The sequence below is a fragment of the Kineococcus haloalkalitolerans genome (assembly GCF_050871905.1).
Classification (GTDB): Bacteria; Actinomycetota; Actinomycetes; order Actinomycetales; family Kineococcaceae; genus Kineococcus.
The window spans coordinates 1-11743 of the sequence record NZ_JBJLSH010000074.1; the positions used below are offsets into that span (position 1 = coordinate 1).

Genomic DNA, 11743 nt, shown 5'->3' on the forward strand with positions numbered 1-11743 from the left:
GCGCCCCCCCGCTCCACCCCCCCCCCACCCCCACCCCCCCCCCCCCCCCCCCCCCCCCCCCCCCCCCCGCCCCCCCCCCCCCCCCCCCCCCCCCCCCCCCCCCCACCCCTGATGGCCAACAGCGGGTTCGGCGTGGTGACCAGCCGCCAGGACGCGCTGCAGCTGGTCGCCGACGGCGCGGCCGACGTCGTGGCCGTCGGCCGCATGGTCCTCGCCAACCCCGACCTCGTGGAGCGCTGGCGGGGCGGGCACCCGGAGAACGAGCCGAACCCGGCGACGTTCTACGCGCGCGGCGCCGAGGGGTACACGGACTACCCGTTCCTCGACGCCGCCCGCACCGCCTGATCCCTCGCACCCGAGCGGTCACCACCGGTGGGCCACGTCCACGACGACCCGGGACCCCGTGCCCGGGCCGTCGAGGGCGTGGACCCGGAACGGCAGCCGCGCCCGGACCCCGAGCCCGAACGTCGTCTGCCCCTCGAAGGACCCGGCCCACGCGACGTGCCGGAAGGTGCGGTAGCCGCGCACGTCGGCCAGCTCACCGTCCGGCAGGAAGATCGCGTCGGTCGGCACGATCGGCTCGACGACGACGACCTCCAGCTTCGCCCCGCCGCGCAGCGGGACGACCTCGCCGGAGCCGTCGAAGCGCACCTGGTCGACGTAGCGCACGAACCACCCGTCGCCGCGACCGGCGACGTCCACCACGAACCGGTCGAAGCACGCGTGCCGCCCCGTGCGCACGTCGACGATCTCCGCGTTGCGCACCGACGGCGCCGTCCTCGGCAGCGAACCCCACCCCGTGGGGCACGCCGCCGAGGCGGACGCCGGGGTCAGGCCGACCAGGCCCGCCCCGAGGAGCACCGACGCCACCGCTGCTGCTGACCGCCTCATCGCGGCCTCCCTCCCCCTGCGGCGGCGGGACGGCACGGCGCCGTCCCGGTCGCCGCCCCCATCGTCCTCCCGCGCGGGCGGGACGTCGAGGGTCTTCAGGCCCGGCCGGCGACCCCGCAGAAGGCCGCGCGGAACCGCTCCACGGCGGTGCGGCTGTCGCCGGAGGCGAACGCCTCCAGCGCCACGGTGCCCGTCCAGCCGACCTCGAGCAGGGCCCCGGCGACGGCTTCCCAGCGCACCTCGCCGGTGCCGGGCTCGCAGCGGCCGGGGACGTCGGCGACCTGCACCTCGCCCGTCCAGGGAGCGCTGTCGCGCACGAGCTGCACGAGGTTCCCCTCGCCGATCTGCGCGTGGTACAGGTCGAGGTTCATCCGCAGGTGGGGGCTGTCGACGGCCGCCACGAGGGCGCGGGTGTCGGCGGCCCGGGCGAACGGCGTACCGGGGTGGTCCAGCGCGGTGTTGAGGTTCTCCAGGGTGAACACGACGTCGTGACGGCGGCCCAGCTCGGCCACGCGGCGCAGCGTGCGCTCGGCGGCCAGCCAGTCCGCGCCCGTGACCACCGGCGCGGGCCGCACCGGCAGTCCGCGCCCGTCCAGGCCGGTGCCGTGCAGGTTGAGGTTCGGGCGGCCCAGCGCCGCGGCCGCCCGGATCGAGCGTTCCGCGCTCGCCAGCAGCCGGTCCGCGCCGCCGGGGTCGACGAGCTCGCCGTCCACGTACCCCGTCACGGACGTGAACGTCGCGCCCGTCGCGGCCAGGGCGGGCAGGTCCTTGGTGGTCCAGTCCCACAGCTCGACGGCGAACCCCAGCTCGTGCAGGACCCGCGCGCGCTCGACGACCGGCAGGTCGAGGAACACCGTCTCGGCGCAGACCGCCAGCACCGGCCCGCTCACGACGGCGTCCCGGCCGGGCGCGCGGGCAGCCCGGTGCGCACGGACTCCACGCACGCCAGCGCCACCGCCAGCGCGCGGCGGGCGTCGCGGCCGGTGACGCAGGGGGCGCGGCCCTCGCGCACGGCCGCGGTGAACTCGGCGAACTCGGCGGCGTAGGCGTCGGCGAACAGCTCGACGTCGGAGCGGACGGTGTCCGCGTGGCGGCCGCGGGCGTCCCAGCGGCGCAGGGAACCCGTCGCGCCGTCGCCGAAGGTGAGCATGCCGCCGGAGCCGAACACCTCCCCGCGCACGTCGTAGCCGTAGGCGGCGGAGAAGCTGGCCTCGGCCGTGGCGATGGCGCCGTTGTCGAAGCGGATCGTCACCACGGCGGTGTCGAGCAGCCCGGCGTCGCGGAACGCCGGGGCGACGAGGGCGTCGGCCACGGCGTACACGGAGACGGGTTCCGCGCCGGGGTTCAGGTGCAGCAGCGTGTCGACGTCGTGGACCAGGGTCAGCAGGAAGATCGTCCACGGCGGGACGGCCGAGGGGTCGGCCAGGCCGGGGTCGCGGGTGAGGGAGCGCATGAGCTGCGGGGTACCGATCGCGCCCTCGTCCACCGCGGCGCGGGCCGCGGCGACGTCGCGGGAGAACCGGCGGTTGAACCCCACCTGGAACGCGACGCCCGCGGCGTCGGTGGCGGCGATCCCGCGGTCGACGTCGGCGAGCGTCAGCCCGGCGGGCTTCTCGCAGAACACGTGCTTGCCGGCGCGGGCGGCGGCCTCGACGAGGTCGGCGTGCGCGTCCGTGGTGGCGGTGACGACGACGGCGTCGACGCCGTCGTCGGCGAACAGCTGCGCCGGACCGGTAGCGACCCGCGCGCCCCACGGCGCCGCCACCCGCTCCGCCGCCCCGGGGCGGGGGTCGGCGACCGCGACGAGCGCGGCTCCCGGCACCCGCCGGGCGATCGTCGCGGCGTGCGCCGTGCCGATCCGACCGGCGCCCACCACCCCCACGCGCACCACGTCCGACCCCGTGCCCGCCACCTGGACCTCCCTAGAACGATCTAAGCTTGCGGACAGGGTGGCGCCGCCGCGGCGGCTCCGTCAAGCGCTCCGCCTAGATCGTTCCAGGTCCGCCTAGACTGCGGCGGTGGCGGACGTGACGATGGCCGACGTGGCCGCGCGGGCCGGGGTGTCCCGCGCGCTGGTGTCGATCGTGCTGCGCGGCGCCCCCGGCGCCAGCCCGGCCAACCGCGAGCGGGTGCTGCGCGCCGCCGCCGAGCTGGACTACCACCCCGACCACCGGGCCCGCCTGCTGCGCTCGGCCCGCACCCGCACCCTGGGCGTGGTCCACGCCCTGCACCGGCCCTTCCACGCCGAGCTGGTCGAGGCGCTGTACGGGGCCGTCGAGGGCACCGGCTGGCGCCTGGCCCTGGAACCCAGCGTCGGCAGCCGCCCCGAGCGCGCCGCCGTGCGGGCCCTGCTGGACCTGCGCTGCGAGGCCGTCCTCCTCGTCGGCCCCGCCCTGGCGCGCGCCGACCTGGCCGAGCTGGCCGGGCGCGTCCCGCTCGTCGTGATGGCCCGGTCGCTGCGGGGGGTCGCCGCCGACGTGGTGCGCACCGACGACGAGGCCGGCGCCCGCAGCGCCGTCGAGCACCTGCTGTCCCTCGGGCACGAGCGCGTCGCGCACCTGCACGGCGGACGCGCGCCGGGCGCGGCCGAGCGCCGCCGCGGGGTGCGCGCCGCCCTGGCCGCGGCCGGCCTGCCGGTGACGCTGCTGCCCGGCGGGCTCACCGACGCCGACGGCGTGCGGGCCGCGCCGGCGGTCCTGGCACCCGGCGGCCCCAGCGCCGTGCTGGCCTTCAACGACGCCTGCGCCGCCGGGCTGCTCGCCGCCGCCCGCGCGGCCGGGCGCGACGTCCCGGCGGACCTGTCCGTCGTCGGCTACGACGACAGCGCCGTCGCCGCCCTGTCCACCGTGGCCCTGACCACCGTGGGTCAGGACGCGCGCGCCCTGGCCCACCACGCCGTCGCCCGGGCCCTGGCCCGGACCGAGGACGCGGGCCTGCCACCGGGTGAGGACGTGGTCGCGCCCCGGCTCGTCGTGCGCCGCACGACGGCGGCGCCCGACGGGACCGGGGCGCGGTGAGGGGTGGTCAGAGGCGCTCGACGAGGCGCCCCTTGACGGGCGTCCAGCCGACGACGGTGCTCTCGGCGATGACGCCCTCGGTGGTGAACGGGTCCTGCGCGACGGTGCGCTCGACGGCGGCGGCGTCCTCGGCCTCGAAGACGAGGAACGCGCCGTCGGCGTCCGTCGGGCCGGACAGGACCAGGGTGTCCCCCAGCCCCGACAGCCACTCGCGGTGGGTCGGGCGCACGCGGTCGCGCAGCGCGGTGTCGGGCGTGTAGCGGTAGGTGGCCACGAAGTACGGCATGCCCGGACGCTACCCGAGGCCCCGCGCCCTCAGCCCTTGACGGCGCCGGAGGCCAGGCCGGCCACGTAGAACCGCTGCAGCGCGACGTACAGCACCACGCAGGGCACCATCGCGATGACCGCGCCGGCCACGAGGTAGCCGAAGTCCACCGCCCCGTACGCGCCGGACTGCAGGTTCACCAGCGACAGCGGCAGCGTGTAGAGCCGGTCGTCGGTGAGGAACGTCAGCGCCCCGAGGAACTCCGTCCAGCTGGCCAGGAACGCGTACAGCGCGCTCGTGGCGATGCCCGGCACCAGCAGCGGGCGCAGCACCGAGAACAGGCAGCGGAACGTCCCCGCGCCGTCGACGCGGGCGGAGTCCTCGATCTCGTCGGGGATCGTCTCGAACGCGTTGCGCATGACGAACACGCCGAACGGCAGGTTCACCGTGGAGTAGAACAGCACCAGGCCGAGCCGCGAGTCGGTCAGCCCCATGGCGTTCATCTGCAGGTACAGCGGCGTGATGATGGCCTGGAACGGGACCATCATCGTCACCACGACGAGCCCGAACAGCCAGTTGCGGCCGCGGAAGCGGAACCGGCCGAACCCGTACCCGGCCAGCGTCGCCAGCACGGCGGTGAGCACGGCCGTGCTGACCGACACCACGAGGCTGTTGCCGACCGCCCGCAGGATGTCCGCGTCGCCGGAGAACAGGGCCCGGAAGTTGCCCAGCGACAGCTGGAACACCTGCTGCCAGGTCGGGGAGCTGGAGATGATGACGTCGTTCGGCTGGAAGGAGCGCAGCACCGACCAGACGAGCGGGACGAGGAACACCAGCGAGGCCAGGGTCCCGCCGACGACGTACAGGACGAGCTTGGTGCGGCTCTCCGACCGTCCCGTGGACGACGGCGCGGGCGTCCCGCTGCGCGGGGCGCGCGGCTCCGGCCGGGCCGCGGTGGGCGTGCTGGGAGCGGTGGTGGACACGGGCGTCTCCTCAGTCCTTCTCGCGCAGGAGGCGGAACTGCGCAGCGGTGACGAGGCCCACGACGACCACCAGCACGATCGACAGGGCGGACGCCGCGCCGAGCTGCAGCTGGACGAAACCTCGCTGGTAGATGTACATGACGACGGTCTGGGTCTCGGTGCCCGGCCCGCCGCGGGTGAGGACGTAGAACTGGGTGAAGGCCAGCAGCGAGCCGATGACCGAGATGACCAGGCTCATGGCGATGGTGCGCCGGATCATCGGGATCGTGATGGAGCGCTCGCGCTGCCACCAGCTCGCCCCGTCCATCTCCGCGGACTCGTACACGTCGCGGGAGATGCCCTGCATGCCGCCCATGAGCAGCACCATCGTCAGCCCCGACACGCCCCACACGATCATCACGCAGATGAGCCCGGTGGCCAGCCGGCCGTCGGCCAGCCACGCCGTCGAGCCGTCGGTGATCCCCAGCCACCGCAGGACGACGTTCACCGCGCCGGAACCCGGCTGCGCCTCGAGCACCATCAGGAAGCTGAGCGTCGTGAGGCCGATGACGTAGGGGACGAAGAAGATCGTCCGGAACAGCGTCGAGCCGCGCCGGTTGGACCGGACCAGGACGGCGAGGACGTAGCCGAGGACGAGGATGGGCAGGGTGACGATCGCCGTGTAGAGGACGGTGTACGCGACCGATCGCCAGAACACCGGGTCCTGCGCGACGCCCAGGTAGTTGGCCAGGCCGGTGAACTCGTAGGAGCCGATGAGCGGCCAGTCCGTCATCGACATGTAGACGGCGAAGGCCAGCGGCGCGAGCACGAAGACGACGACGAAGGCCAGCGCGGGCGTCACCAGCAGCAGCCCGGTGCGGGGCGGGTGGGTCAGGGACCGCTCGGACCCGCGCGGCCGGTGGCGGACGGCCTCCAGCGCGCCGGTGGCCGCGGCCCGGTCGGTGCCCAGGCCCGCGACGCCGCTCACAGCTGCGCCTGCTCGAGGACGCGGGTGAACCCCGCCTGACCGGTCTCGATCCCGCCGTCGACGTCACCGTCGAAGACGGCCTGGCGGAACGCCGCGATCCACGGCGAGTCCGGCTGGTTGAACAGCAGGTTGTACGCCAGCGTCGTCGGCGCGTACGCGTTCTCGATGCCCTCCAGCGGGGCCACGGCCAGCGGGTGCCGCTCGCGGTACTCCTCCGTCGCCGCGTCGGAGCGGACGGGCAGGTACCCGCCGTCCGGCAGGTCGACCTGCTGCGGCAGGTCGAGGGCGAACCTGACGAACTCCCACGCCGCGGACGGGTTGGCCCCGCCGCGCGGCAGGCACAGGTTGTCGCCGCCGGCGAAGGTGGCCCGGCCGCCGTCGGGGCCGGGCAGCAGCACGACACCGGTCTTCGCCCGCATCTCCTCGTCGGCGTTGAGCACGGCGAGGGAGTAGTTGCCGGGGAACATGCCGACGGTGCCCTCGCGGAAGTCGGCGCCCCAGCGGGCGCCGTCCGCGGAGAAGTTCGCGCGGGGCATCAGCCCCTCCTCCCACATCGTCCGGTAGAGCTCGAAGGTGCGGCGGACCGAGGGGCTGTCGGAGACCGCGGCCCGCTGGTCGCCGATCTCCCCGACGACGGTGCGGTCCCCGGAGGCCCACACGTGCGGCTGGACGACGAAGCCGAGGATGCCCGCGGCGTTCCCGTCGATCGTCCACCCGTACGTGCCGTCACCGAGGGCCCCGACGGCGCGGGCCGCCTCGAGGATCCCCTCGAAGTCGGCCGTGACCTCGGCCGGGTCGCTGAACCCGGCGCGCTCCAGGAGCTCGGTGTTGTAGAAGAGCGCGGAGTTGTCGGCGATGTACGGCACGCCGTAGTGGCGTCCCTCGCGGGTGGCCAGTCCCAGCTGGCCGGGGTTCAGCGCGTCGGCGAAGTCCAGCTGCTGCACCAGCGGGGTCAGGTCGGTGAAGGCGTCGCGGTAGATGAACAGCATCGAGTTGATGTCGTCGATGTCCACCACGTCGGGCATGTTTCCGCCGCGGATGGCGGTGGCCAGCTTGGTGACGTACTGGCCGTCGAGGACGGGGGTGACCTCGACCGTGATGCGGTCCTGCGACGCGTTGAACGCGTCGACGGTCTGGCGCACCCCGGTGACCGTCGCCGCCCGGCACCACAGCCGGACGACACCCTCCCCGTCCTGCCCGAAGCCGGCGGCGCCGACGTCGGCCTCGGGCAGGGAGGAGGCGCAGGAGGGCAGCAGCGCGCTCAGCGCCGCCAGCCCTCCCAGTCCCAGGACGTTCCTGCGGTGGAGCTCCATCGCTCTCCTCCTGCGGGACGGGGGTCAGGCCCGCGGCAGCCAGACCCGCAGGGGGCCCAGCTCGCGGTTGGCCCAGGCGTAGTAGGGGACGGCGGTCACCTCGACCGGTTCCGGCAGCGACGCGGGCGCCGGCTCGTCGGAGGCCGGCCGGTACAGCGGCCCGGTGGCCGCCGCGGCGGCGCGGCGCGCGGGGAACGTCAGCGTCGTGACGCCCTCCAGCAGGTCCGCGCGGTGCTCGGCCCGGGCGGTGCGCACCTCGGCGACGTGGACGCGCACGTCGTCGGCGGCGAGGTCCGCGGGCAGGTCCGGCTGCTCGACGCAGTAGACGAGCGGCCCGCGCTCGAGGGCGACGCAGCCGCGGACGGCGTCCACGCGCGGGTCGGCCTCGACGGGGCGGACCTCCAGCGGGAGGACGAGCTCGACGACGTCCCCGGCGCTCCAGGCGCGGCGCACGCGCAGGTAGTCGCCCGGCTCGGCGTCCACCGGCTGCCCGGCCGCGGTGGCGCGGGCACCGGTGGCCCAGGCCGGCACGCGCAGGGCCAGCTCCCACTCCCCCGTCCCGGGCGCTGTCACCTCGACGCGCACGGTCCCGTCCCACGGGTAGTCGGTGGTGACGGCCAGCTCGGCGCCGTCGGCCCCGCGCACCGTCCCGGTGGCGTACTGGTGCAGCTGCACGCCGTCGCCGGACGTCGTCGCCACGTACGCGTCGAGGCTGGACAGGGTCCGCATGATGTTCGGCGGGCAGCAGGCGCAGTCGAACCAGGGGCGGCGGCCGTGGGCGACGCTGCGCTCCTCGTCCGGGTGGGCGCCGTCGCGCAGCTGCAGGGCGTTGACGTAGAAGTACTCCGTGCCCCGCAGCGAGACGCCCGGCAGGAACGCGTTGTAGAGGGTGCGCTCGACCAGGTCGGCGTAGCGGGCCTCGCCCGTGGCCAGCAGCATCCGCCAGCTCCACTGCACGCTGCCGATCGCCGCGCACGTCTCGGCGTAGGCGCGGTCGGGGGTGAGCTCGTGGTGGTCGCCGAACTGCTCCATGTCCCAGCGGGCGCCGATGCCGCCGGTGACGTACGTCTTGGTGGAGACCATGCCCTCCCACTGGCGCACCAGCGCGGCCAGCAGCTCCGCGTCGCCGGTCTCGGCGGCCACGTCGGCGGCACCGGCCGTCAGGTAGACGGCGCGCACCGAGTGCCCCTCGACGGTGGTCTGCTCGCGCACGGGCACCCGGTCGGAGAAGTACGTGGGCTGCTTGCCGTGGCGCTCGATGATGCCGTGGCCGCGGGCGTCGACGAACCAGCGCGCCAGCTCCAGGTACTCGCGGTTCCCCGTCTCCCGGTACAGCTCGACGAGCGCCATCTCGACGACGGGGTGGCCGTCGACGTCCTCCACCTTCCCCGGGCCGAAGGTGGCGACGAGGTGGTCGGCCAGCTTGACCGCGACGTCGAGCAGGCCGGTGTCGCCCGTGCCGCGCACGACGGCGACGGCGGCCTGGAACAGGTGGCCGGCGCAGTAGTGCTCGTGGCTCCAGGGCAGGTCGACGTAGCGCTCGCCGCCCCCGCGGACCTGCTGCACGGAGTCCAGGTAGCCGTCGGCGGCCTGCGCGGCGGCCACGGTGGCGGTGACCTCGCGGATCCAGCCGAGCAGCTCGGCGTCGGCCTCGCGGCCGTGCTCCCAGCCGGCCGCCTCCAGCCACTTGTAGACGTCGGAGTCCATGAAGATCGGGCCGCGGACCTCACCGTCCTCGGTCCCGGCGGCGATGCGCAGGTTGCGCAGGTTCCCGGCGCTCTGGAGCTTCTCGTAGCCGGTGCGCAGCGCCTGACGGCGGTTCGCCGCCTGCCGGGCGGACCAGAACCCGCCCGTGATGCGCGCCGCGCCCGTGGGCACGGGCCGCAGCGCCACGGCGGCGCCGGGGGTGGGGGCGGCGGGGGCGGTGATCGCCGCACCGGCCGTCGGGGTGGTCGTCACGAGCTCTCCCTCGAGTCGTCGGAAACGTACGGAACACGTTTTCTGCGGTGACCGTAGGACCGCGGGCGCGAGCCCGTCAAGACGCCGTCCCGCACTGCTGTCCGGCTATGCTCCTGCTCTTCCGCGGGCGACGAGGGGGTGGACGTGACGGAAAACGTCGTTCCGGCGCGGATCGTGGACGTGGCCGCGCTGGCCGGGGTGTCCGCCGGCACGGCCTCCAAGGCCCTCAACGGCACCGGCCAGCTGCGCGCCGAGACGCGCGAGCGGGTGCGCCGCGCCGCCGAGCAGCTGGGCTTCACGCCCGACGCCGTCGGCCGCGGCCTGTCCTCCGGGCGCACCTACACCGTCGGGCTCATCACCACCGACAGCTTCGGGCGCTTCTCCATCCCCGTCATGCTCGGCGCCGAGAACGCCCTGGGCGCCGGGGAGATGGTCGTCCTGCTGTGCGACAGCCGCGACGACCCGCTGCGCGAGCAGCACTACCTGCGCACGCTCCTGGCCCGCCGCGTCGACGGGATCATCGTCACCGGCCGGCGCACCGAACCGCGCCCGCCGCTCGCCGCCCCCGTGCCCGTCGTCTACGCCTTCACGCCCTCGCAGTCGGACGAGGACTGCTCCCTGGTCGTCGACCAGGCCGGCGGGGCGGCTGCCGCGGTGCGGCACGTCCTGGACCTGGGCCGCACCCGCGTCGCCCACGTCACCGGGCCCGCCGACCACCACGCCGCCCGGGTGCGCGCGAGCGCCGCCGCCGCCGAAGCCGGTGGGGCGCTCGTGGCCCCGCCGCTGCACGGCGACTGGTCCGAGCGCTGGGGGCGGCTGGCCGCCGAGCTGCTGCTGCGCCGCCACCCCGACGTCGACGCGGTCACCTGCGGGAGCGACCAGATCGCCCGCGGGGTGTGCGACGGCCTGCGCGACGCCGGCCGGCGCGTGCCCGACGACGTGGCCGTCACCGGCTTCGACGACTGGGACGTCATCGCCCTGGCCTCGCGCCCACCGCTGACCACCGTCGCCCTCGGCCTGGAGGCGCTCGGCCGCCGCGCCGGCGAGCTGCTGCTGGACGCCGTCGCCGGTCGTCCCACCCGCGGCACGACCACGACGCCGACCCGGCTCGTCGTGCGGGAGTCCACCGTCGGCGTGTGAGCCGCCGGCACCGACCCCCGGCACGGCCGACGGCCCGCCCCCCTCCCCCGCCGCGATCGTGACGACCGAGCGTCACCCCCTCCGTGATCGGCGGCTGAACCCCTCCGTGATCTCGCTGGTAGTCCCAGCAAGATCACCGCGGGACGGGGGCGGAAGGGGTGTGCGGGGCCGGCGACCCTGGGAGCGTGGTGGACCGTGGACGGCTACGAGGTCGGGGAACCGGACGACGGCGGACTGCTCGACGTCGGTGACGGGCACCGCCTGGCGTGGACGGTCAGCGGTCGCCGCGACGGGGTACCGGCGGTGCTCCTGCACGGCGGGCCCGGCAGCGGCGCGGACCCGGCGTGGCGGCGGTTCCTGGACCCGGACCGCTACCGGGTCGTCCAGTACGACCAGCGCGGCTGCGGACGCAGCACCCCCTCGGCCGCCGAGCCGGTCTGGGACCCGGCCACCGTGACCACCCCGCACCTGCTGGCCGACCTGGACCGGTTGCGCGAGCACCTGCGGATCGAGCGCTGGCTCGTCCTCGGCGGCTCGTGGGGCTCGACGCTGGCGCTCGCCCACGCGCAGACGCGGCCGGAGCGGGTCCGCGCGCTCGTGCTGTTCGCGGTGGCGACGACGAGCCGGCGGGAGGTGGAGTGGCTGACCCGGGACGTGGGCCGGGTGTTCCCGCGCGAGCACGAGGCCTTCCGCGCAGCGGTGCCCGCCCGCGAGCGCGACGGGGACCTGGCCACCGCCTACGCGCGGCTGCTCGCCTCCCCCGACCCCGCCGTGCACGGCTCGGCCGCGGCGGCCTGGTGCGCGTGGGAGGACGCGCACGTGTCCCTGGCGCCGAGAGGGCGTCCGTCGCCGCGTTGCGCCGACCCGCGGTCCCAGCTGGCGTTCGCGCGCCTGGTCACCCGGTTCTGGGCGCACGCCGGGTTCCTCGACGACGTCGTCCCCGGCGGGGACCTCGTCGCCGGGGCGCACCGGCTGGCCGGGATCCCCGGCGTCCTCGTCCACGGCCGCCACGACGTGTCCAGCCCCCTGGAGACGGCGTGGCGGCTGCACCGCGCCTGGCCCAGCAGCGACCTCGTCGTCGTGGACGCCGGGCACGGCGGCGACGCCTTCACCGCTCCGCTGATCGCGGCCACCGACCGCTTCGCCTCGCTGTGAGGCCCCCTCCCTCCCCGCCGTGATCTTGCAGGGTTTCCCAGCAAGATCACGGC

At 75.6% G+C, this 11743-nt stretch carries 11 protein-coding genes and 1 pseudogene; 4 read left to right on the plus strand and 8 right to left on the minus strand.

What is annotated here, in order from left to right; genetic code table 11:
• Nucleotides 1-105 precede the first annotated feature (105 nt).
• Nucleotides 106-345 (plus strand): annotated as a pseudogene (locus ACRYMY_RS18835) (alkene reductase); the annotation flags it as partial.
• Nucleotides 346-363: 18 nt separating this feature from the next.
• Here ACRYMY_RS18835 and ACRYMY_RS18840 read toward each other — a convergent pair.
• The 3 genes from ACRYMY_RS18840 to ACRYMY_RS18850 form a co-directional block, all read right to left on the minus strand.
• Nucleotides 364-891 carry an AMIN-like domain-containing (lipo)protein gene (locus ACRYMY_RS18840; RefSeq protein WP_432548751.1) on the minus strand — a complete coding sequence of 176 codons (528 nt, stop codon included), beginning with the start codon at nt 889-891 and terminating at the stop codon, nt 364-366.
• Between the two features lie 95 nt (nt 892-986).
• The gene (locus tag ACRYMY_RS18845) at nt 987-1781 is read right to left on the minus strand and encodes a TIM barrel protein (RefSeq protein ID WP_432548752.1); all 795 of its coding nucleotides are present in this window, start codon (nt 1779-1781) and stop codon (nt 987-989) included.
• The gene (locus ACRYMY_RS18850; protein WP_432548753.1) at nt 1778-2803 is read right to left on the minus strand and encodes a Gfo/Idh/MocA family oxidoreductase; all 1026 of its coding nucleotides are present in this window, start codon (nt 2801-2803) and stop codon (nt 1778-1780) included. Before ACRYMY_RS18850 ends, ACRYMY_RS18845 begins: the two co-directional genes overlap by 4 nt.
• A 106-nt stretch (nt 2804-2909) precedes the next feature.
• On the opposite strand from ACRYMY_RS18850, the gene ACRYMY_RS18855 reads away from it, so the two are divergent.
• Nucleotides 2910-3908 (plus strand): LacI family DNA-binding transcriptional regulator, encoded by a 999-nt coding sequence (locus ACRYMY_RS18855; protein WP_432548754.1) that lies wholly within the window; start codon nt 2910-2912, stop codon nt 3906-3908.
• A 7-nt stretch (nt 3909-3915) separates the two neighbouring features.
• Here ACRYMY_RS18855 and ACRYMY_RS18860 read toward each other — a convergent pair whose 3' ends face one another.
• The 5 genes from ACRYMY_RS18860 to ACRYMY_RS18880 are packed head-to-tail and all read right to left on the minus strand — an operon-like array spanning nt 3916 to nt 9395.
• Entirely contained in the window at nt 3916-4194 is a 279-nt protein-coding gene (locus ACRYMY_RS18860; RefSeq protein WP_432548755.1) for a YciI family protein, read from the minus strand.
• Between the two features lie 29 nt (nt 4195-4223).
• Nucleotides 4224-5156, minus strand: a complete 933-nt coding sequence (locus ACRYMY_RS18865) for a carbohydrate ABC transporter permease (RefSeq protein ID WP_432548756.1) — start codon at nt 5154-5156, stop codon at nt 4224-4226.
• 10 nt (nt 5157-5166) lie between these two features.
• Nucleotides 5167-6123, minus strand: coding sequence for a carbohydrate ABC transporter permease (locus ACRYMY_RS18870; protein WP_432548757.1), 957 nt, complete (start codon nt 6121-6123; stop codon nt 5167-5169).
• Nucleotides 6120-7436, minus strand: a complete 1317-nt coding sequence (locus ACRYMY_RS18875; RefSeq protein ID WP_432548758.1) for an ABC transporter substrate-binding protein — start codon at nt 7434-7436, stop codon at nt 6120-6122. Before ACRYMY_RS18875 ends, ACRYMY_RS18870 begins: the two co-directional genes overlap by 4 nt.
• A gap of 24 nt (nt 7437-7460) precedes the next feature.
• Nucleotides 7461-9395, minus strand: a complete 1935-nt coding sequence (locus ACRYMY_RS18880) for a glycoside hydrolase family 127 protein (protein WP_432548759.1) — start codon at nt 9393-9395, stop codon at nt 7461-7463.
• Between the two features lie 144 nt (nt 9396-9539).
• Between ACRYMY_RS18880 and ACRYMY_RS18885 the strand changes: the two genes are divergently transcribed.
• Together ACRYMY_RS18885 and pip are read left to right on the plus strand one after the other, a co-directional pair.
• Nucleotides 9540-10535 carry a LacI family DNA-binding transcriptional regulator gene (locus ACRYMY_RS18885; RefSeq protein ID WP_432548760.1) on the plus strand — a complete coding sequence of 332 codons (996 nt, stop codon included), beginning with the start codon at nt 9540-9542 and terminating at the stop codon, nt 10533-10535.
• Nucleotides 10536-10730: 195 nt separating this feature from the next.
• The gene (gene pip, locus ACRYMY_RS18890) at nt 10731-11690 is read left to right on the plus strand and encodes a prolyl aminopeptidase (protein ID WP_432548761.1); all 960 of its coding nucleotides are present in this window, start codon (nt 10731-10733) and stop codon (nt 11688-11690) included.
• Nucleotides 11691-11743: the final 53 nt, after the last annotated feature.

Bases quoted from the DNA above. Each gene is read 5' to 3' on its own strand.
- ACRYMY_RS18840 (WP_432548751.1), bottom strand. From the start codon at position 891: ATGAGGCGGTCAGCAGCAGCGGTGGCGTCGGTGCTCCTCGGGGCGGGC.
- ACRYMY_RS18860 (WP_432548755.1), bottom strand. From the start codon at position 4,194: ATGCCGTACTTCGTGGCCACCTACCGCTACACGCCCGACACCGCGCTG.
- ACRYMY_RS18875 (WP_432548758.1), bottom strand. From the start codon at position 7,436: ATGGAGCTCCACCGCAGGAACGTCCTGGGACTGGGAGGGCTGGCGGCG.